Genomic DNA, 21,252 nt, shown 5'->3' on the forward strand with positions numbered 1-21,252 from the left:
GTGTGTTGTTTGAGAATTGCACAGTGGACGCGAGCATCTTTGTTGTAAGTAATTTAGAGCGTACGGTGGATGCCTTGGCACCAGGAGCCGATGAAGGACGTAGGAGGCTGCGATAAGCCTCGGGGAGCTGTCAACCGAGCTGTGATCCGAGGGTGTCCGAATGGGGAAACCCAGCACGAGTGATGTCGTGTTACCTGCACCTGAATATATAGGGTGTGTGGAGGGAACGTGGGGAAGTGAAACATCTCAGTACCCACAGGAAGAGAAAACAATTGTGATTCCGTGAGTAGTGGCGAGCGAAAGCGGAGGAGGCCAAACTTTGTGCGTGTGATACCCGGCAGGGGTTGCGTATGGAGGGTTGTGGGGTTTGCATGTGATGGTTCTGCCGGACTGTCCGACAGTGAWAAATCATGGTGTTAGTCGAAGTGGTCTGGAACGGCCTGTCGTAGAGGGTGAGAGTCCCGTAGACGAAAACATTGTGACTGTCGAGTGTGGATGCCCAAGTAGCAGCGGGCCCGTGAAATCTGCTGTGAATCTGTCGGGACCACCCGATAAGCCTGAATACTCCCTGGTGACCGATAGCGGACTAGTACCGTGAGGGAAAGGTGAAAAGTACCCCGGGAGGGGAGTGAAATAGTACCTGAAACCGTGCGCTTACAATCCGTCAGAGCCTGCGAATGTGAATCTGTCGGGACCACCCGATAAGCCTGAATACTCCCTGGTGACCGATAGCGGACTAGTACCGTGAGGGAAAGGTGAAAAGTACCCCGGGAGGGGAGTGAAATAGTACCTGAAACCGTGCGCTTACAATCCGTCAGAGCCTGCGAACAGTTTACTGTTGTGGGTGATGGCGTGCCTTTTGAAGAATGAGCCTGCGAGTTAGTGGCATGTCGCGAGGTTAACCCGTGTGGGGTAGCCGTAGCGAAAGCGAGTCCGAATAGGGCGTATCACCTTCGGGTGTGTAGTGGCGTGTTCTAGACCCGAAGCGGAGTGATCTACCCATGGCCAGGTTGAAGCGACGGTAAGACGTCGTGGAGGACCGAACCCACTTAGGTTGAAAACTGAGGGGATGAGTTGTGGGTAGGGGTGAAAGGCCAATCAAACTCCGTGTGTAGTGGCGTGTTCTAGACCCGAAGCGGAGTGATCTACCCATGGCCAGGTTGAAGCGACGGTAAGACGTCGTGGAGGACCGAACCCACTTAGGTTGAAAACTGAGGGGATGAGTTGTGGGTAGGGGTGAAAGGCCAATCAAACTCCGTGATAGCTGGTTCTCCCCGAAATGCATTTAGGTGCAGCGTCACGTGTTTCTCGTCGGAGGTAGAGCTACTGGATGGTCTAGGGGGCTTACCGGCTTACCGAAATCAGCCAAACTCCGAATGCCGATGAGTGAGAGCGTGGCAGTGAGACTGCGGGCGATAAGGTTCGTAGTCGAGAGGGAAACAGCCCAGATCGCCAGCTAAGGTCCCTAAGCGTGTACTAAGTGGAAAAGGATGTGGGGTCGCGAAGACAACCAGGAGGTTGGCTTAGAAGCAGCCACCCTTGAAAGAGTGCGTAATAGCTCACTGGTCAAGTGATCCTGCGCCGACAATGTAGCGGGGCTCAAGTACACCACCGAAGCTGCGGCACTCACACAATAGCCCGCACTGTTCCCACGGGGATGGTGCCAGGTGTGTGGGTGGGTAGGGGAGCGTCGTGCAGCCGTGGAAGCGCCGGGGTGACCTAGGTGTGGAGGCTGTGCGAGTGAGAATGCAGGCATGAGTAGCGAAAGACGAGTGAGAAACTCGTCCGCCGAATGACCAAGGGTTCCTGGGCCAGGTTAATCCGCCCAGGGTGAGTCGGGACCTAAGACGAGGCCGACAGGCGTAGCCGATGGACAACGGGTTGATATTCCCGTACCCGTGTGAACGCGCCCCTGGTGAATCAGTGATACTAACCGCCCTGAATCCCGATGACGGATCTCTTTCGAGAGTGATGCGTTGGGTGGATGCGTGGGACCTGATCTGGTAGTAGCCAAGCGATGGGGTGACGCAGGAAGGTAGCTGAGCCAGTCAGTGGTAATACTGGTGTAAGCCTGTAGGGCGAACGGTAGGCAAATCCGCCGTTCAYATAGCCTGAGAGGTGATGCGTAGCCGATTGAGGCGAATTCAGTGATCCTATGCTGCCGAGAAAAGCCTCTAGCGAGCTTTCACACGGCCCGTACCCCAAACCGACACAGGTGGTCAGGTAGAGAATACTGAGGCGATCGAGATAACTATGGTTAAGGAACTCGGCAAAATGCCCCCGTAACTTCGGGAGAAGGGGGACCACGCYCGGTGATCGGACTTGCTCCGTGAGCTGGGTGGGGTCGCAGAGACCAGTGAGAAGCGACTGTTTACTAAAAACACAGGTCCGTGCGAAGTCGTAAGACGATGTATACGGACTGACGCCTGCCCGGTGCTGGAAGGTTAAGAGGACCGGTTAACTGCCCTYGTGGTGGTGAAGCTGAGAATTTAAGCCCCAGTAAACGGCGGTGGTAACTATAACCATCCTAAGGTAGCGAAATTCCTTGTCGGGTAAGTTCCGACCTGCACGAATGGCGTAACGACTTCTCAGCTGTCTCAACCATAGACTCGGCGAAATTGCATTACGAGTAAAGATGCTCGTTACGCGCGGCAGGACGAAAAGACCCCGGGACCTTCACTATAGCTTGGTATTGGTGTTCGGTTCGGTTTGTGTAGGATAGGTGGGAGACTGTGAAGCGGTGACGCCAGTTACTGTGGAGTCGTTGTTGAAATACCACTCTGATCGTATTGGATACCTCAACCTCGGACCATGATCTGGTTCAGGGACAGTGCCTGGTGGGTAGTTTAACTGGGGCGGTTGCCTCCCAAAATGTAACGGAGGCGCCCAAAGGTTCCCTCAGCCTGGTTGGCAATCAGGTGTCGAGTGCAAGTGCACAAGGGAGCTTGACTGTGAGACTGACAGGTCGAGCAGGGACGAAAGTCGGGACTAGTGATCCGGCACCGGCATGTGGAAGCGGTGTCGCTCAACGGATAAAAGGTACCCCGGGGATAACAGGCTGATCTTCCCCAAGAGTCCATATCGACGGGATGGTTTGGCACCTCGATGTCGGCTCGTCGCATCCTGGGGCTGGAGTAGGTCCCAAGGGTTGGGCTGTTCGCCCATTAAAGCGGCACGCGAGCTGGGTTTAGAACGTCGTGAGACAGTTCGGTCTCTATCCGCCGCGCGCGTCAGAAACTTGAGGAAGGCTGTCCCTAGTACGAGAGGACCGGGACGGACGAACCTCTGGTGTGCCAGTTGTTCCACCAGGAGCACCGCTGGTTAGCTACGTTCGGAAGGGATAACCGCTGAAAGCATCTAAGCGGGAAGCCTGTTCCAAGATGAGGTTTCTCACCCCCTTTGGGGGGGTAAGGCCCCCGGCAGACCACCGGGTTGATAGGCCAGAACTGGAAGTCGGGTAACCGATGCAGGTGACTGGTACTAATAGGCCGAGGACTTACCACAAAGAAGCTACGCGTCCACTGTGCAATATCTGAAACAACACACGTTTCAMCACGATAACTGAATGAACCAACACCCTCGACACWGTCGAGTTCCCTGTTGTGTTCCGTGTGTGACTGTTTCACAGAGTTACGGCGGCCATAGCGGAGGGGAAACGCCCGGTCCCATTCCGAACCCGGAAGCTAAGCCCTCCAGCGCCGATGGTACTGCACCCGACAGGGTGTGGGAGAGTAGGACACCGCCGTGCATCCCGGTCCCATTCCGAACCCGGAAGCTAAGCCCTCCAGCGCCGATGGTACTGCACCCGACAGGGTGTGGGAGAGTAGGACACCGCCGTGCACAACATCACAGAACACCCCGCAACCCACGGTTGCGGGGTGTTCTGCATTCCACACCCAAACACAAAACCTGCCGGCGAACGGCATCAATGAACCATCCACGCTGACAGATCGTATGAATGCGCCATTCACGCGAACACCCCGCCGGCTAACAGCATGAATGAACCACCCACCCCGTCTACCCGCTGCCACGGACCATCCATGCGCAAGCTGATTCACTCGAACAGCCCGCGGATATCGTCCGCGCTGAGACTCCCGGAGAACGCGCCGCCGTCGTCCAGGACGCTGGCGGAGAGCTTCGCTTTCCGCTCCTTCAGATCCATGACCTTTTCTTCGATCGTGTTTCGCGCGACGTATCGATTGACGAATACCGTTCGGGTCTGGCCGATTCGGTGAGCTCGGTCCACTGCTTGCGCCTCGGTGGCGGGGTTCCACCACGGATCCATGATGAAGCAGTAGTCGGCCTCGGTGAGCGTCAATCCGACCCCACCGGCCTTGAGACTGATCAGGAAGACTGGAGCGTCTCCTGATGTGAAGCGTTCGACGACGTCGGCCCTGTTGCGGGTCGTTCCGTCGAGGTAGACCAGTTCGATTCCTTCATCCTCCAACCTTTCTCGGATACGCCCGAGGAAACGGGTGAACTGGCTGAAGACGAGCGCGCGGTGACCGCCGTCGACGACGTCGCGCAGCTGGGTGACCAACTCGTCGATCTTGGCGCTGGGGATGTCGGCATGCGTGTCGTCGACGAGGGATGCGTCGAGGCTCAACTGCCGCAGAATGGTCAGCGAACGCAGAATGATGACGCGGTTACGCTCGAAGTCGTCGAGCAAACCGAGTATCTTCTGCCGCTCCCTGGCGAGTCGTGTCTCGTACACCTTGCGATGGCGGGGATGAAGGTCGACGTCGATGATCTGTTCCTGCTTCGGCGGAAGGTCCTGAGCGACAATTTCTTTCGTCCGTCTGAGGACGAGAGGCTTGATACGCCGCCTGAGAGTGTTCAGAACGTCGACGTTGCCGCTCCTCTCGATCGGTGTTCGGCAGTGCTCGATGAAGCGGTTCGGTGACGGGAACAATCCGGGTGCGGTGATCGACAACAGCGCCCACAGCTCCATGAGGTTGTTTTCCATAGGAGTTCCGGTGATGGCGAGTTTGAAGTTCGCCGAGAGCCGTCGTGCGCAGTGGTAGGTCTTGCCCTTGTGGTTCTTCACGTACTGCGCCTCGTCGAGGACGAGTCCGGACCAAGCGACAGCGTCGAAGTCGTCGAAATCGAGTCGAAACACCGTATACGACGTGACTACGACATCGACGCTTGCCGCGATCTCGGCGACGTAGAATCGTCGTCGTGCTCGAGTCTCTGCGACCGTCGCCACGGTGAGGCAGGGCGCGAACTTTGCTGCTTCCCGTGCCCAGTTGTGTACGACGCTTGTCGGCGCCACGATGACCAGCGGTGCCGTCAACGCACCCTTCTCCTTGGCGTCGACGATCATGGCAAGTGTCTGCACCGTCTTTCCGAGTCCCATGTCGTCGGCGAGGATGCCCCCGAGACCGTGGGTCCACAGAAACGACAGCCAGGAGTAGCCGTCGACCTGATAGGGACGAAGGACGGCGTCGAGACCTGGGGGCGGGTCTCGAGGCGGGACCGAGTCGAGCTGTAGCAGAGCGGCGACTTGCCGGCGCCACGCGTCGGCCTGACGCGTCACCTCACCGATTTCGGCGAGCTCCTCCCACAGCGATGCTTGATATCGGCTGATCCGCAATGGCCCTTCGGGATCGTCTTGCAGGTCACGCGCCTCCTGGACGAGCCGACGCAGCTTCTCGAGCGATGGCCGGGCGAGGGAAAAGAATCGGCCGTCGTCCAAGAGCATGTGTGTGGCGCCGCGCGTGATCGCGGTGAGGACACTCGCGAACGCGATATCGGTCCCGTCGACGGTGACGACGACTCCGAGGTCGAACCAATCGTTGTCGTTGGTCAGCGCTTCGGTCGACACGGCCACTCCGACGTCGTCGCTCACGTCCTCGAAGTCGGGAACGTCACCGATCGTCGACACGTGCACGTTGTCGTAGCCATCGAGCTGCGGCAGGACGTCGACCACGAAGAGCGCGGCCTCGGTGTCTGCGACGGTGAACGGCGTGAACGAACCCGGACTCGAATCGTTCCTACCGATCAGATCGAGCACGGACCGTAGCAATGCAATTTCCGATGCCGCGTCTCGAAGGCCGTCGCCGGCGCCGAGTACGTCGGCGGCATAGTCGAACTCGCGGTCGTCCAGGTAGTAACGCCACAGTGCGCTGATGGTCAGCCGGCTACCGCCGATGTGGGTGACAGTGATGTGCAGGTCTGGACCGGCAAATACCGGTGGGGTGTACGACGCGTCCGAGGAAACGATCGTACTGTCGCGTTCGAGCGCTGGAAGGTAGTTCACCGCGAAGTCGGTGCGGTCGGCTACCGGAATGGTCAGGGGCAGAGACGAATTCGACACTCGCCTCAGTGCCGCAGGAACGGACTGGGTGAGAGCAGCCAGGCGAAAGCCGTGGGTGGTGTAATCGGATCCAGCATCCCAATAGACGATCCCCGCGTTGTCGGAACCGACGAACCGTCGTCTCTCGGACGGAATGGTCTCGTCGTCGACGGTGACGCGTCCCTGGAGTGTGAGGGTGCCGATGTCGTCGCCCGTGATGTCGACGACGAACGCCGCGGTCCCCGGCCAGGGAATCTCCCCGAGTTCGCGCCGGGTATGGACCAACGTGACACCGGCATCGCGTGCCTCGTCGAGCAGACTCCACAACATGCGGCCCGGTACCTCGGACAGATCGACGAGTGACGCGTCGTGAGCCTCGTAGAAATGCCGGATCACGACGTGCGCACGGACTCTGGACAGCGCGTGCAACTCTCGCAGAATCTCGCTCTGTCGTTCGAGCCGATGGTCGGAGGTCGCGGACAGTGACGACCACGAGACACCTCTGGTGAACCACGCTCCGCGACTGTCGAAACGAACCGGCCGAGCGAACAATCCGACTGCATCGGATCGCCCGCTCGACGGCCGTACTCCCAATTGGAGCCCGAATCCGCGTTGCCGACGTTCTTCTCCGACGCGACGAATCGGGGCCAGCGCCTGCGACCAGTGGCCGACCATCGGAAGTCCGTGCGTGGCTTTCGCGGTCGTTCGACCGTCGGCGCGTGCTTGAAGGAGCGTCGCGACGATGTGCTTGCAGTTGAAGACGACGGGGCAGTTGCACCGACCGTAGTCGACGCTGCACATGCGACCCGCTTCGATGCCCACCGATATCGACGTCGCGTACGGCGTCACGCGATTGCCACGCACCGATGCTGTCAGCGTCGAAGCCGCTTCGTTCCATTCGACGTACCCGACTCGGCCTTCGTCGAAGTACTGGGTTCCGCGTGCAAATACTGCGCTGCCGAAGCGAACTTCGAGAGCGTCGAAGTCGAGGTCGTCCATCGCTGGGATCGTCATGGCCGCAGAAGATAGAACTACCCACCGACAGATTCGGGTCGAGGGACCCGCTGTTTCAGTCCTCGATGATCGAGTAATGCGACGCGTCCCCTTCGATCACACGGCTGCGTTCTCCACGGACGCTGACAGGAACATCTCCGGCCAGCGTGATCCGTTCCAGGCGTCGGTACTGGTCGTCGTAGTCCGCGACGGCATAGTGCTGCGTTGCGCGGTTGTCCCAGATCGCCACGTCGCCGAGCTGCCACGACCACCGCGTGGTGTGCTCCAGTTCGGTGATACGCGCCTGAAGAACGTCGAAGATCGCTCGTGACTCCGCGGTGCCCAGCCCGACGAAGTTCTTGACGAAATGCCCGAGCAGGAGCGTCTTCTCGCCGGTGACGGGATGGACCCGTACGACGGGGTGCTCCGTCTCGTAGTACGTCGACTGGAACTCCTTGCGGTACTCGGTGGTCTTCTCGTCGGCGATCCGTGAGGCCGATGTTGCGGCGTAGTCGTACACGTTGCTGTGCACTGCCCACAGGTTCTCGGCGAGCGCCTTCAGCGAATCCGGAAGGGCGTTGTAGGCAGCCGTCGTGGAGGCCCACGTCGTCGTCCCGCCATAGTCCGGGAGTGAGACCGCACGCAGAATCGACGCTTTCGGGATGCGATCGACGAAGGTGACGTCCGAGTGCCAGCTGTTGGCTTTGCCGTACTCCGAGTCGATGGCGAGCGTCTTGACGCCGCGGGACGTGACCGTCGGGTGCGGGGTGGTGGGCGTACCGAGAAGTTCGGCGAATGCGTGTTGCGATTCGTCGTCGAGGTGATGCTGGCCGCGAAAGAAGACGACCTTGTGCTCGGCGAGAGCGTGCTGAACGAGATCGATGGTCGACGCGTCGAGGTCGGCCCCGAGGGCGACACCGTCGATTCGGGCTCCGATGTGTTGTCCGAGTTTGACGACCTGGACCTGCTCGGTGGTCGGTATCGCGAACGTGGTTGACATGTAATCCCTTTCAGACGGACGTCGGAGACGCGAGCGGAGTGAGACCGTAATGACCTCGGAGTGTCTTTTCGGTGTAATCGGTGCGGAACAGCCCCCTGCGCTGCAGAATCGGCACGACGTGGTCGACGAAGAGCTCGAGGCCGCCGGGCAGGAACGGTGGCATGATGTTGAATCCGTCCGCCGCTCCGCCGTCGAACCACAGTTCCAACTCGTCGGCCAGCTGCTCCGGTGTTCCTGTGAACGTGCGGTGGCCGCGTCCGCCACCCAGAAGCCCGATCAACTGACGGACGGTGAGGTTCCCTGATTCGGCCAGGTTCTTCACGAGTTGGTAGCGGCTCTTGTTGCCGCGGATGTTCTCGATCGGGGGCAGCGTCGGCAGCGGTTCGTCGAGGGAATGGGCGCTGAGATCGGTACCGAGCATCCACGACAGCTGTCGCAGAGAGTATTCCGGCGATATGAGATCGGTGAACTCGGCCTCGAGCGCACGTGCTTCGGCCTCCGTCGACGCGAGGTACGGGACGATGCCGGGGAGCACCTTCAGGTCGTCGGCCCCGCGGCCGTACGAGGCCAATCGGGCTTTAAGGTCACTGTAGAACTGCTGACCTTCGACCAGCGTCCGTTGTGCCGTGAAGACGGCTTCGGCATACCGCGCAGCGAAGTTCTTTCCGCTCTCCGACGAGCCGGCCTGCACCAGCAGAGGTCGACCCTGAACGGACCGAGGGGAATTCAGCGGGCCACGGACTGCGAATCGATCGCCGACGTGGTCGATCGTCCGGACCTTGTCGGCGTCGGCGAAGGTGCCGGTTTCCTCGTCGAGCACCAACGCATCCGGTTCCCAACTGTTCCACAGTGCCGTTGCCACGTCTACGAATTCGGCTGCGCGATCATAACGCCCCGCGTGATCGGGGACTTCGTCGTAGCCGAAGTTGGCTGCTTCGTCGACGCCTCCCGAGGTGACGATGTTCCAACCGGCGCGTCCGCCACTGATGTGGTCGAGCGACGTGAACTTGCGAGCGAGAGTGAAAGGTTCGTTGTAACCGGTCGATGCCGTCGCGATCAGTCCGACATGACTCGTCACGGTGGCCATCGCCGTCAGCAACGTGATCGGCTCGAAGATCGCCGGTGCGTTGTTCTTCACCCGAGGCCCAGTAGCGAGGTTGTCGGCGAAGAACACCGAATCGAGCTTACCGCGCTCGGCCAACCGCGCGAGGTCTTGGAAATGTTCGACGTCGAGCACCTTGTGTGCGTCGGTACGAGGGTGGCGCCACGCGGCTTCGTGATGCCCGACACCCATCAGAAATGCATTGAGGTGAAGCTGTTTTCGTTCGGTCATGACTTCCCTTTCAGTGAGTCGGGCGCCAGCGCGAGATGCGCCGCTCGACGGCGACGATGAGACCGTTGAACGTCAGTCCGACGAGTGAGATCGCGAGGATGCCGGCATACATGTTCGGGATCTGGAAGTTCAGCTGCGACGCTGTGATCAGGTACCCCAGACCCGCTTTTGCGCCGACCATCTCGGCGGCGATCAGAACGAGGATCGACGACGCGGCTGCCATCCGGACCCCGGTGAAGATCGTCGGTACCGCTGCGGGCAACACGACCTTCTGGAACAGCCTCAGCGGTGAGAAACCCAGCGACCGAGCCGATTTGATGAGCAACGGGTCGACGGTGCGCACACCCGAGATGGTGTTGAGCAGAATCGGGAATGTGCTGGCGTACAGAACGAGTGAGATCTTCGAAGTCTCACCGATACCCAGGATCAGAATGAACACCGGCAAGAGAGCCAGCGCCGCTGTGTTTCTGAACAGTTCGAGGATCGGGCCGAGGAACTCGGCCACGGGTTTGTACCACGCGATCGCGACGCCGAGAGGAACGGCCACGAGGATGGCAATGGCGAAACCTGTCAGCGCACGAGACAAACTGGCGGACAGATGTTCCCACAGTTGCCCGTTGACGACGAGTTCGACGAACGCTTCGGCGACGACCGAGAAGGGCGGAAGAAAGACCTCGTCGACGAGGCCGAATCGGGGTGCGAGCTCCCACAGGGCCAGAAAGGCCGCGATGGCGATCAACGGCTTGACGATGCGCCACACCACCGACGCGCCCTGTCGATGCAATGACGGCACAGCCGACTCTGCGGCAATCGGCTCTGTACGAACGACTTTCGTCGGCGTGGGCTTGAGATCAACCATGGGACACCTCGAGTTCGACGGACTGTGCACGCTCGACTTCACCGTGAAGCAGCGTCCAGATGTGGTGGCGCAACGATCGGAACTGCGCGTCGGAACGGACGTCGTCGACCGTACGGTCGATGGCGACGTCGACGACGGTTTTGATTCGGCCTGGCCGTGACGTCAGAACGGCGACGCGTTGGCCCAGGTAGATTGCCTCGTCGATGCCATGCGTGATGAAGACGATCGTTTTGCCGGTTGCCTTCCATATGCGGAGCAGTTCGTCCTGCAGCGATTCGCGCGTCTGGGCGTCGAGCGCGGCGAACGGCTCGTCCATCAGGAGGACTTCGGGATCGAACGCGAGGCTGCGTGCGATTGCGACGCGTTGCTTCATGCCGCCGGACAACTCGTGTGGATAGCGGTCGGCAAAGGCGTCGAGACCCACGAGTTCGAGGTAACGCTGCGCGACGGCGCGGCGCTCGTTCTTCGGTAGTCCCTTTGCTTCCAGACCGAATTCGATGTTGTGTCTCGCGGTACGCCAGGGGAGTAGCGCGTACTGTTGGAAGACGATGCCGCGATCGAGGCCGGGCCCGTGGATCGGATTGCCGTCGAGCAGAATCTGTCCACGCGTCGGATCGCTGAGGCCGCCGAGAAGGTCCAGCAAGGTCGATTTGCCGCAACCGCTCGGCCCGACCAGAACGAGGAATTCGCCTGGCGCGACGTCGAGAGTGATGTCGTCGATTGCCGTGAACTTGTCGTGTTCGCCACGAGCGTCGAATTGCTTGGTGACGCCGTCCAAAGTCAGTTTCGGAATGCTCATTTCGCCTCCTGCAACGCCCGACCGTCGGAGTCGCTGTTCGGTGGGTAGGTGCCGTTCGAATACGGATTGAATTCGTTGGTGTAGATATCGGACGGTTGGATGTCGTCGCCGAGGTCCTCGTTGCGCTTCAGCCAGTCGATCCAGATCTGGAACTCCTTGTCGGCGATCACGCCGCCCGGCGCGACACTCGAGCTGCGCCAGTAATCGACCAGATCGGGGTTTTCGTTGCGTCCCCGATCGGTGATGATGGCCTTGTAGCATGCAATCACCTCGTCGCGCGGGACGGTCTGTGTCCATCGGATCGCGCGGGCGACACCTTGGACGAAGTCAGCGACGTCGTCCTTGTTCTTGGCGATGAAATCCTTCCTCAGAACGTAGGTTCCGTACGAGAAGGTTCCGTACAGGGATTCGTCGGTGAAGAGTTCGCGCAAACCACCTCGTTGGACGGCGGTCTGTCGGAAGACCGATCCGAGGGTTCCGACGTCGATCTGGCCTTGCCGTAGTGCTTGTTCGGTGTTCACCGGCGGCACGACAGTCAATTCGACCTGTGCTATCTCGTCTTTCGACAGTCCCTGCTGTGCCAGCCATTCTCTGATGACGAACTCAGCGTGCGCGCCGAGTGTGTTCATCGCGACTTTCTTGCCGATGAGATCTCGTGCCGTCCGGATCGGGCTGCCGTCGAGAACATAGAATCCGTTGAACGTCTCCTTGTCGGCACCGTAATACGAAAGTACCGATTGGATAGGAGAATTCGCGGCCGCGAGTTTGACGATTGCACCGTTGAACGCGCCGCCGAACTCGGTGTCACCTGTCGCGGCGGACTGGATGTCCTGCGGTCCGCTGGTGGTGTCACCTACCCAGTTGAGCGCTATCCGGTCGAAATAACCGAGGTTCTCGGCGAGTTCGGGAAACGTGACCTGTCCGGTCGATCCCTGATACCGCAGGACGGTTCGGCCGTCGGGCGTCTTCTCCGGTTCGGACGAGCCCGCACAGCTTGTGGCCAGTGATACAGACATCAACAAAGCGCTGACCGCGGCGAGTGTGCGGATCAGTCTGCGATACAGCGTGTTTCCCGACATTGTGACGAAGGTACGGATGCGTTCGGTACCGGTCCAGAGTCAGAATCAGCTCGAGTCGAAGGGTGTCGTGACGGCCACCGTTCCGTCATGGTCGTGGGCGGCCGTGCGTCGAACGCATGCGACGGCGCAACGGCGCAGAGCCGTCGCGCAGGCCTCAGCTCGCGGAGAAGCGGGCGTGTACCTCGGCGTGAATGACGATGTCCTGCGGCTTCAACTCGAACCCGTCGTCCGCCCCGCCCACATAAGCGCGCGACGCAAGTGCGTAGTCGGAGTGGGTGGCGGCCGCTACACCGAGAAGTCCAGGATCGGCGATCGCCAGTGCGGTGATGGCGGTGCGCCCGACGCTCTGCGCATACACTTCCGCCTTCTCGACGGCATCCTGCACCGCGAGGGTGCGGACGAAGCGGGTCTTCTCCAACGCGCTCTGTTCGGTCAGAGCCCAGTCGAAACGACCGACGTCGACGCCGTCGAGCGCCGATACTGCGTAGACGAACGCATCGATGACGTCGATCTGACTGAACTGCACTTCGATCGTTGCGACTGCCTGATAGACGTAGGGAAGCTGCTCGCCGTCCTGGTTGAACGGGCGCCTGCGCGAATGGCGCACTTGATCGAGCGCCCATGTGTCGATGGGACCCGACGTCTCGTTGAACAGCGGGTCGATCAGTCCTGTCAGGTCTTTCACCAGCCGGTGGGCCGGCTCGGCCGCTGCCTCGGCGGAACGGCCGTCGGTCCTGACGACGAGCGATACCGTGCAACGTTCCGGCGTGAACGTCGCCTGACCTCGCCCGACGACCGTGATCTCGAGTGGATGCGAGTCCATGCGTTCGAGTGTGGCACAGGTGGTGACCGGTGGTCGGATGTTCGCGCGCCGATCACCACCCGTGCATTCAGCGTCCGGGTATCGGCTTGTGGGCCAGATCGATGACTTCCTCGGTGGTCAGCGGACTCTTGGGGTGGTAGCTCAGGCAAAGTGGGGCTTGAATCTTGTTGAATCCTTCGCCCTCGACCGCGGCGTAGAACTGTCCCGTCTTGAGCCTTCCGATATCGGTCGCCGAACTGCCCTTCGCGCGTGCCATTTCCTGTGCGGCATCGATCTGCACCGGACTGTTCAAGAATCCGAAGAACTGGGTGGCGGCGTTACCCGGAATCCGGTTGTTCAGGCCCTTGGGGGCTTGTGTGGCGAAGACCAACCCCAGTCCGTACTTTCGGGCCTGCGAGGCAAGTGCCAAAGTGCTTTGCGTGCATGCCGTCAAAGCCCCGGATGGAGCCAGGGTCTGCGCCTCGTCCATCACGAACAGACCGCCCAGCGGCTTCTCACCGGCGGGGTTCTTCTTGATCCACGCGAAGAGTGCCATCTGTAACTGGTTCACGAAGCTCTGACGCTGCTCGTCGGACGGGAGGCCGACCATGCTGATCACCGAGATGCGCGCACGCTTGTCGGGCGACGGAGTCAGCAGCAGGCCTGGATCCATGGGCGTACCTTCGCCGCCGAACATCGGGTCGTTGACCATCGACGCCCGCAGATTCTGTGCAATATCTGCAGCGATCTTCTCCGAGTTCTCCAGATCGCTTATGTAATCGGGTAATTCGGAGAGAAGATCGATGAACTGCACAAGGTTGCTGCCCGAGTTCTGGCCGAAATGTTCCAACGCTTGCTTCAGAACAGCTTTCGCCTGCATCGCCTTCGATGTCTTGCCGGAAACAAGTGCCCGCGGCGCGAGTGTTGCGACGGCTGAGTCCAGTGCCTCCGCGAACTCGTCCGGGAAGTCCTTCACGCTTGCGAAGTCCGGCAGAGGTTGGAAGCTGATCGGACGTCCAGCGGAACGACGAGGCGTCCACACGATCACCTCTGTGTTCCGATGGTATTCGGCGGCCCGGCTGACCTCGGCACTGTCCCAGTGAGGGGGAGGCGTCGGCCACGCGATACCGAGACGTGCAAGGTCGTTGTTGGGATCCAACACGATTGCGGACACGCCGCGAAGTGCGCATTCCTCGACCAACCGCCTGATGAGAACTGTTTTGCCCGAACCGGATCCGGCGAAGATCGCGGTGTGTTTGCGTAGGGCTTCGAGGTCGATTCCAAGATGCCCGTTCCGGTCCAGCTTCGCGCCCAACGGGACCATGCGCGGGTCGATCTCCACTGGTGTCTCCGCCTCCGGCGACGCCTCGCCGCCATTTTCGTCCGTCGAGCCGGTGTCATCGATAGGGAACAGGCCGGAGCCGGTCGCCGGGGAGTCGTCGATCGCGTCGACGAGGACCTTGATGTCGTGCGCGGGGCGACGGGTGGCCAACCACGAGTCGAGTAAGGGTGACGCCTCGTCGACCATGTCTTTCAGGGCCGACAGTGACGCGAGATCCTCTTCGGAGATCGACAGGGTTCGACCGCCCGCTTGCTCGAAGTCGTTGACTGCCTGCGCCGTTTTGGGGCCCGACGACCATGCGGCGTTGCGCACGATGAACAGGCGCCGGCGTGAGATTCCCGTGTGCAGTCCCGCCGTGGTGCACGCTGCACGCAGTCTGTTCAGCACTGCCACAGCGTTCTCCGACGCGATCGCACGGAATGCCCAATGCTGCTCGTCTTCTGTCGCGGGATCCAACTTCTGCCGAAGTCGGGCGTGCAGCGCAGGCTTGGCGCTCGGGAGATTGTCGAGACTGAACGCGTCGCCGATGTCCCCTAGTTCCTTGATCCAGGACGTCAGGCCTGCGTGCAGAAGCGGTGGTACGAGTTTGTCCTCGAACTTCGGGCTCGTGGGCAGATTGGTGACCGCGGACTTGCGAAACTCCTCGTAGCGTTCGTCGAGTAGTTTCAGTTCCGATTCGTTGTCATCGGGTGGCGGCAGCGTTACCTGGTCGCCAACCAAATTCGTCATCTCGACGACCTCGCCGGTCTCCAGGCAACGCCGAATGTGTTTGTCTACGTTGATCATCAGTTGCCGAGGAGTGATCCCCTCAGCGGTCGCGAAGGCAGCGCGCGACACGGGCCACGTCGGGTACGGAGGCTCGAATCCGGCTGCTGTGTATTTCGGCGTGAACCGCTTCTCCAGGATCTCTTCTGCAATCGAGCCTTTGTCGAGGCCTGTGATCGTCTGCGTGACTCGAAAGCGGTCCGCAACGCTAGCGGTCGCGCGCGACTGGATCAATTCCCAAACGGAGGGCAGACACGCGACGACCGAGGCTGTGCGTCCGAGATTTTCGCGGAGCGCCATCAACCCGTGCGCGACCTGCTCCAGCACGAGGTCGTCCGACATGTCAGCGGTACCCTGCGCATCCGTCGAAGATCGTGACTGCGCCAGAAGGGTATCGATCTGATCCACCGCCAGTACCGCAGGACCCGTTGCCGCGAGCAACCTCGAAATATCGCGCACTACCTGTTGGGGAGTGAGCACACTCTGCTGAATTCCCCACTTCTCCCGACTTCCGACTGCCACCTCCTCGATCGACTGCAGGAATGCGTTGCCGATGTCCAGGACGTTCAGTTCGGTCGCGGCGTAGAGGACCAGAGCTCGTAGAGTTGACTGACTCTGGTTGATCAGACGTGTGTGCACGGTATGGACCGCAGCGACGAACCTGTCGAGCGTTTCCGGTGTCAGTTTGTCTTCGCCGATGATTGCCCGGCGTTCTGCTCGCGAGACGCGTGCAGTCGAGGCCAGACGCCAGAGAAACAGCTTGAGTTGTGTGTCCTGTTCAGGGGCGGGGCGTGTCAGATCATCCAGCATGCCGACGAGAGTGGTCTGCCAGAAGGTCGTCGAATCGAGTAGACCGATCAGGAAGAAGTAGCCGCCGCTTGCCTGCACCCGTTCGCGTACCTGACCGAGTAGGTGGGTCTTTCCCGAGCCTGCGGTACCGCGCAGGGCGACACCGATCGGGCTGGCGTCGGGGCTGGCGTCAGCATCGTCGAAAGCTTCCATGATGAAGTTCAACGCAGAGTCGTGCAGCGAGTGAGCGTGCAACTCCGACTGCGACTTCCAGACGTCGTCCGGAGTGGGAGCCCAGTTGAGTCGAATCGATCTCAGGGCTTTCCGTTCGAGATCCTTCATCATCCCTCGATTGCTATCAGGTGTACTGGTCGTCCGGCGATGGTAATGGCGGCGCCTCGCACAGAATCGGTGAGTTCTTTCTGATTTTCCTGAGCGATGAAAGTTACGTCGGCCGACCTCTTCATCTCGCCGAGTTCTCGATCCAGCTTGGCTCTCGGAATATGTGCGAGCTCGGAACGGATGTCAGCGAGCGTCACCCATGCGCCCTCACGCGAGGCGAGGTTCGAATAGGCCTTGCGAACGCCCGCCTCGATGTCGACTTCAGCCGCTGGTGTCACCGCGACGGGCCGAACAGGCGTGTCCGATGCTGGGACGGACGGCGTCTCGTCGCTAGGCGTTTCGACGCGGAAGACGTGCGACAGCCGCAGATCCTCTTTGTCCAGGTAGCGCTGCAGCCCGGCGAGCACCGTATAGAGACCCCTTGCCTGCGGGGTCGCGCGGGGAGGAGGGCCGCTCTTCAGTTCGCGTGCACACTCGGCCCAGCCCTTGTCGGTCAGTGTGTGAACCATCGGCTTCTTGCTGGTGTCGGTCTCGATCAAGCGAAGTCGGTTCAGTCTGTCCCTGTGGTCCTTCTTGAGTTCGGGACCCAGTTCCTTCAGCCGCGTGTTCGACGTTTCCTCGGCTTGGGCCATCAACACGAGCAGGATCAATCGCTCTGTGCCGGTCAATTCGTCACTGGCCACTGGGTTTCCCTTCGATATGTGCACTACGCGGGAGCATCGCTCGCCGCCTCTTCTCGATGAAGCTCTCGATTGCGGAGACTACAGCGATGACGTCGTCCAGCACTTGTTCGTTGGTGAACCGCAGCACGGAGTAGCCGTGAAGTTGAAGAACGACGTCCCGCTGATGGTCCCGCGCGAATTTGGCGGCGTGGCGGTGCTCCGGACCATCGACTTCGACGACACATTTCTCGGCGGGCCAACGCAAGTCGACGACGATGCGTTCGTGGAGGCTGGACGGTTGAAAGGGTTGATTCCACTCTCGGCCGGTGGCCCAGACGCAGAGCGCAAGAGCGCGTTCGAGCTTCTTCTCGGCCGCGCTGCCAGGATGCGGTCGACCGGCCAGTGCAGGAATTCGGACGGGTCCGGTGTCCTCGGCGTCCGTCCTGGTGTGCAGGCGCACCTTGTCCAGCGGAACGGCGACGCTGCGGACGCGGTCGGATACGGGATTCGGCGCACCGACTACCCAGACGGCGAACCCTCCGTGATGCGCGAGCCATTCGCACGCGCCGACGAATTGGTTCGGCGCTGCTTCGAGCACGCGTGGATCGACGTCGAGGATCAGAGCGACCGCGTCGCGCTCGTACGCCGACGCGAGCAACCGCCGAACACCCTCTGCCCTGGTTTCGGCAATGAACGTCCGCGTGATCACGTGATCGCGCAATGCGGATTCGGCCAGCGCTGCAACGTACGGGCCGAAGTGACCGGCCGACTCGGACAGGTCGTTCGCAAGACGTCGTGCAGCCAGCACGTCGAGACGGTTGGGGCCGTCGAAGTCCTCGGCGCCCGGCAGCCACACAGGGAATAGTTGACGCGCTGCGCTTTCCAGGAGGTCGAGTATCGACTTCACGAGCCGGTTCTGTGGCTGCGCCTCGTCGATCGGAAGCTGAACGATCGCGGGTGCGTCGGCAGGCAGCGGGTCGAGCTGCGAAGTGAATGTCGCGGCGTCGACACCCAGGAATTGGACCACCCTATTGTGCGAATGCTGGGTGTACCACGGCATCTCGTCGTGATGTTTCATATGAATCCTCGTCGTGCTGTCCCCGTTGTCGGACTGACGGGACATAGCACCACCACGTTGGGGTTGAGCGAACCGAATTCGAACATCCCGGACATCTTGGCATGACCCCCGCAGTGCTGCACGCGGCGATCTTCGACGACGTCGGTTCGAACTGCCTGATCCGACGTAGGGGCCGGAGGAATTCATTCGACTGGATGATCGGACGTCGGACATCCGGCCAACCCGGTTCGCTCGAACTGATCGCCCCGATGACGCAGAATGTCCTCATGACCGCCACCCCGCGCCGACGGTGGGTGCTGCATGTCGATCTGGATCAGTTCATAGCCGCGGTCGAGGTATTACGCAATCCGGAGCTCGCGGGTAAACCGGTCGTCGTAGGCGGCAGAGGAGATCCGACGGAACGCGGCGTGGTGTCGACGGCGTCGTACGAGGCCCGTGCGTTCGGCGTCGGCTCCGGGATGCCGCTACGTGTGGCTGCGAAGAAGTTGCCGGACGCAATTTTTCTTCCGGTCGACGGTGAGGCGTACACGGCCGCGTCGAACGTGGTGATGGAGACGCTGCGAGGGCTGGGCGTGGTCGTCGAGGTGATGGGTTGGGACGAGGCGTTTCTCGGCGTCGAGACCGATGATCCGATCGCGTTCGCACGACGAGTACACGATGAGGTCTTCGAGGCGGCGGCTCTGCACTGCTCGGTAGGCATCGGCGACAACAAGCTCCGGGCGAAGATCGCCACGGACTTCGGGAAACCGCAAGGCATCTACACCCTGACGCAGGACAACTGGTTCGAAGTCATGGGGGAACGCGGCACGGACGCGCTCTGGGGGATAGGTAAGAAAACCGCGAAAAAACTCGCGACACTCGGCATCACGACGGTCGCGGAGCTGGCAGCGGCCGACGACGGTGTGCTCGCTGCGGCCTTCGGTCCGAAGACGGGGCCGTGGATCGGCACCAAAGGCCGGGGCGTCGACCTGTCACCGGTGTCCGCGGAACCGTGGATTCCGCGGTCGCACAGTCGCGAGACGACGTTTCAGCAGGATCTCGACGACTGGTCAGCCGTCACCGAGGAGGTGCGGACGCTGGCTCTGCGAGTACGCGAGGACATCATGGCAGCCGACCGCATGGCCGTACGTGTCACGCTGAAAGTCCGATACGTGCCGTTCGAAACTCACACCACCACAGCCGCATTGAGAGAACCGACGTTCGACCCGGCGGTTATCTCCGCCGCCGCCGCCGCCCTCGTCGACCGCTTCGATCACACTCGACAAGTGCGCCTGATGGGTGTCCGACTGGAGATGACCCCGGTCGATCAGACCCTCGCGAACAACGAAGGCGATGTCTCCGGCACCTGACGAACGAGGTTGCGCGCCACCAGGTGTCGCAGGTGTGCGGCCGCCTCGGACAGCGCCATCACCTTGCCCATCGGTGAGATGTCGGCCCACGGCTTGTACCACTGCATCCGTTCGGCGACCTGCCAGACGGAGATTCGATCGTCGCCGAACGCGTCGTACAGATGGTCGAGTCGTTCCTCGTGATGTTCGATCAATTCGCCTGCACGACCGGCGACATCGTCGATCGCAAGTCCGTGAGCGCCGAGGCCGCGAGTGATGTTCATCGTCTGCACCCGTCGTAGCGAGTCCATGAATTCGGCCAACGCGTCGCGTTCCTCGAGTGGGTACACGAAGTTCCCGACGTGTGGGGTGGTCTTCTGCAGAACATGATCGCCGGTGAACATGACATCGGACGCGGGAAGGTGAAAACAGACATGTCCCGGGGTATGGCCGGGGGTGTAGACGGCACGCAGCTCACGGCCGGCGAGTGCGATCGCTTCGCCGTCCACCAGTACTCGATCGGGCGCGGATTCGGGACCCGTCGGCGGCTCGGGTGCGACGTTCTGCCACGCGGCGAGGTCAGCCGTCGACGCGCCCGCCGCGATCATGTTCTGCTTCTCGGCCTCGAGCCAGTCGTTGTCGCGTGGTTCGACCATGCCCTTGAACTGGGCATGGTCCGCCTCGTGCATCGCGATCCACGCGCCCGACGCCTCGCGCACCCGGCCGCACAGCCCGATGTGGTCGGGGTGGAAATGCGTCAGGACGACGCCTTCCACGTCGGTCACCGAGTGTCCGATGGCCTCGAGGCCCGAAGTAAGGCCGTGCCAGGCGTTGTCGTCGTCCCATCCGGCGTCGACGAGGATCAAGCCGTTCGGTGACTCCATCGCGTAGACGAGTGTGTGGCCGAGGGGGTTGTCGGTGATGGGCACCGGAATGCGGTAGATGCCGTCTCCGATTGCTGCCGCGTCGCTCATGTGCACCCACCCTGTTGCTTAGTTCACGTAATCGATCCTCTGTACATCCATAGTGACCTTCGGTGAACGCGATCACGCAACCGGGTGTGGGCGGACCTCTATTTACGCCCCGCCGTCCAGCGCATTCCCCACCCGTATGCCTTGTCGAGCTCGGCCTGGCCGCCGTCGATGTACTTGACCTCGCGGGTGACGGTGAAACCCTGGCCCGAGTTCTGCAGAAGTGCGATCGCGCAGATGCGGGCGGCATTGCTGGCTGAATCCAGTCGCACTTCGACCTGCGGTCCGCTGGTGGGGAACAACGTGACGACACCGTCGACGGCAGCCCAGTTAGGAGCGCCCTCGTAGATCATCGCGAAGATCAGTATTCGTTTGAAGCGGGCGGGGTTCGCCAGGTTGACGTGCATGTTCTCGCCACCCGCGACGTTGCCGGATCGGTCGTCGCCGTCGAGAGCGATGAACGGGTGACCCTGGACCGAGCCGAAGCTGTTGCCGAGGGCCTGAACGACGCCTTTCGACCCGTCGGCCAGCTCGTACAGACAACCCAGGTCGAGATCGACTGCGCTCGGTGCGCTCGCGGCCGCGGCGAGCTTGGCGAAGAAGCCCTGCTTCTTCGGTTGCGCCGGCGCCCCGCTCGACCAGTTCAGGTTCACGCGCATGGTGCCCTGGGACTCACCCTTCTTGGCCAGGCTGACCGTGGGCGCAGCCTTGGACAGCGTCACCTTGCCGAGGTTGACGCCGGACGCACCGGAATCGGACGGTCTGCGGGTGTTGTCGATCGCCATGAGAAGCCTTTCGGAGATGTCCTTTTC

Annotated in this window: 13 protein-coding genes and 2 rRNA genes; 3 read left to right on the forward strand and 12 right to left on the reverse strand. The window is 61.2% G+C overall.

Annotation, left to right across the window (positions count from 1 at the left end):
• The first annotated feature begins 42 nt into the window (after positions 1-42).
• A 23S ribosomal RNA gene (locus tag A3K89_RS20840) occupies positions 43-3,504 on the forward strand.
• A 127-nt stretch (positions 3,505-3,631) separates the two neighbouring features.
• Positions 3,632-3,748 (forward strand): 5S ribosomal RNA (gene rrf / locus A3K89_RS20845).
• A 306-nt stretch (positions 3,749-4,054) separates the two neighbouring features.
• On the opposite strand, the gene A3K89_RS20850 is transcribed toward rrf, so the two are convergent.
• The 10 genes from A3K89_RS20850 to A3K89_RS20895 all read right to left on the reverse strand — a co-directional run bounded on the left by A3K89_RS20850 (position 4,055) and on the right by A3K89_RS20895 (position 18,141).
• Positions 4,055-7,312, reverse strand: a complete 3,258-nt coding sequence (locus A3K89_RS20850) for a DEAD/DEAH box helicase (RefSeq protein WP_068430132.1) — start codon at positions 7,310-7,312, stop codon at positions 4,055-4,057.
• Between the two features lie 55 nt (positions 7,313-7,367).
• Complete coding sequence (locus tag A3K89_RS20855; RefSeq protein WP_068430136.1) at positions 7,368-8,291, reverse strand: TauD/TfdA dioxygenase family protein; 924 nt, start codon at positions 8,289-8,291, stop codon at positions 7,368-7,370.
• A gap of 10 nt (positions 8,292-8,301) precedes the next feature.
• Positions 8,302-9,624, reverse strand: a complete 1,323-nt coding sequence (locus tag A3K89_RS20860) for an LLM class flavin-dependent oxidoreductase (protein WP_068430138.1) — start codon at positions 9,622-9,624, stop codon at positions 8,302-8,304.
• Between the two features lie 10 nt (positions 9,625-9,634).
• Complete coding sequence (locus A3K89_RS20865; protein WP_084423921.1) at positions 9,635-10,483, reverse strand: ABC transporter permease; 849 nt, start codon at positions 10,481-10,483, stop codon at positions 9,635-9,637.
• Positions 10,476-11,282 carry an ABC transporter ATP-binding protein gene (locus A3K89_RS20870; protein WP_068430139.1) on the reverse strand — a complete coding sequence of 269 codons (807 nt, stop codon included), beginning with the start codon at positions 11,280-11,282 and terminating at the stop codon, positions 10,476-10,478. Before A3K89_RS20870 ends, A3K89_RS20865 begins: the two co-directional genes overlap by 8 nt.
• Complete coding sequence (locus tag A3K89_RS20875; protein ID WP_068430140.1) at positions 11,279-12,361, reverse strand: ABC transporter substrate-binding protein; 1,083 nt, start codon at positions 12,359-12,361, stop codon at positions 11,279-11,281. Before A3K89_RS20875 ends, A3K89_RS20870 begins: the two co-directional genes overlap by 4 nt.
• A 154-nt stretch (positions 12,362-12,515) precedes the next feature.
• Positions 12,516-13,184, reverse strand: coding sequence for an SIMPL domain-containing protein (locus A3K89_RS20880; protein ID WP_068430141.1), 669 nt, complete (start codon positions 13,182-13,184; stop codon positions 12,516-12,518).
• A gap of 67 nt (positions 13,185-13,251) precedes the next feature.
• A complete protein-coding gene (locus A3K89_RS20885) occupies positions 13,252-16,401 on the reverse strand; it encodes a helicase HerA domain-containing protein (RefSeq protein WP_068430543.1) in 3,150 nt (1,049 codons plus the stop codon).
• A complete protein-coding gene (locus A3K89_RS20890; protein ID WP_254303612.1) occupies positions 16,401-16,940 on the reverse strand; it encodes a hypothetical protein in 540 nt (179 codons plus the stop codon). The genes A3K89_RS20885 and A3K89_RS20890 overlap by 1 nt, the downstream gene beginning before the upstream one ends.
• Positions 16,941-17,073: 133 nt before the next feature.
• Positions 17,074-18,141: an endonuclease domain-containing protein gene (locus tag A3K89_RS20895; RefSeq protein WP_167674336.1), complete on the reverse strand. Its 1,068-nt coding sequence runs from the start codon at positions 18,139-18,141 to the stop codon at positions 17,074-17,076.
• Between the two features lie 266 nt (positions 18,142-18,407).
• On the opposite strand from A3K89_RS20895, the gene A3K89_RS20900 reads away from it, so the two are divergent.
• Positions 18,408-19,490, forward strand: a complete 1,083-nt coding sequence (locus A3K89_RS20900) for a DNA polymerase IV (RefSeq protein WP_068430549.1) — start codon at positions 18,408-18,410, stop codon at positions 19,488-19,490.
• Here the strand turns inward: A3K89_RS20900 and A3K89_RS20905 are convergent.
• Together A3K89_RS20905 and A3K89_RS20910 are read right to left on the reverse strand one after the other, a co-directional pair.
• Positions 19,448-20,443, reverse strand: a complete 996-nt coding sequence (locus A3K89_RS20905) for an MBL fold metallo-hydrolase (RefSeq protein WP_068430151.1) — start codon at positions 20,441-20,443, stop codon at positions 19,448-19,450. The two genes, A3K89_RS20900 and A3K89_RS20905, sit on opposite strands and share 43 nt — an antisense overlap.
• A 98-nt stretch (positions 20,444-20,541) precedes the next feature.
• Positions 20,542-21,225, reverse strand: coding sequence for a TerD family protein (locus A3K89_RS20910; RefSeq protein ID WP_068430154.1), 684 nt, complete (start codon positions 21,223-21,225; stop codon positions 20,542-20,544).
• Positions 21,226-21,252 lie beyond the last annotated feature (27 nt).

It is taken from the genome of Rhodococcoides kyotonense, assembly GCF_001645385.1.
Lineage (GTDB): Bacteria > Actinomycetota > Actinomycetes > Mycobacteriales > Mycobacteriaceae > Rhodococcoides > Rhodococcoides kyotonensis_B.

Coding starts and splice junctions, on each gene's coding strand:
- A3K89_RS20850 (WP_068430132.1), bottom strand. CDS start 7,312: ATGACGATCCCAGCGATGGACGACCTCGACTTCGACGCTCTCGAAGTT.
- A3K89_RS20855 (WP_068430136.1), bottom strand. CDS start 8,291: ATGTCAACCACGTTCGCGATACCGACCACCGAGCAGGTCCAGGTCGTC.
- A3K89_RS20860 (WP_068430138.1), bottom strand. CDS start 9,624: ATGACCGAACGAAAACAGCTTCACCTCAATGCATTTCTGATGGGTGTC.
- A3K89_RS20865 (WP_084423921.1), bottom strand. CDS start 10,483: ATGGTTGATCTCAAGCCCACGCCGACGAAAGTCGTTCGTACAGAGCCG.
- A3K89_RS20870 (WP_068430139.1), bottom strand. CDS start 11,282: ATGAGCATTCCGAAACTGACTTTGGACGGCGTCACCAAGCAATTCGAC.
- A3K89_RS20875 (WP_068430140.1), bottom strand. CDS start 12,361: ATGTCGGGAAACACGCTGTATCGCAGACTGATCCGCACACTCGCCGCG.
- A3K89_RS20880 (WP_068430141.1), bottom strand. CDS start 13,184: ATGGACTCGCATCCACTCGAGATCACGGTCGTCGGGCGAGGTCAGGCG.
- A3K89_RS20885 (WP_068430543.1), bottom strand. CDS start 16,401: ATGAAGGATCTCGAACGGAAAGCCCTGAGATCGATTCGACTCAACTGG.
- A3K89_RS20895 (WP_167674336.1), bottom strand. CDS start 18,141: ATGAAACATCACGACGAGATGCCGTGGTACACCCAGCATTCGCACAAT.
- A3K89_RS20900 (WP_068430549.1), top strand. CDS start 18,408: ATGACCGCCACCCCGCGCCGACGGTGGGTGCTGCATGTCGATCTGGAT.
- A3K89_RS20905 (WP_068430151.1), bottom strand. CDS start 20,443: ATGAGCGACGCGGCAGCAATCGGAGACGGCATCTACCGCATTCCGGTG.
- A3K89_RS20910 (WP_068430154.1), bottom strand. CDS start 21,225: ATGGCGATCGACAACACCCGCAGACCGTCCGATTCCGGTGCGTCCGGC.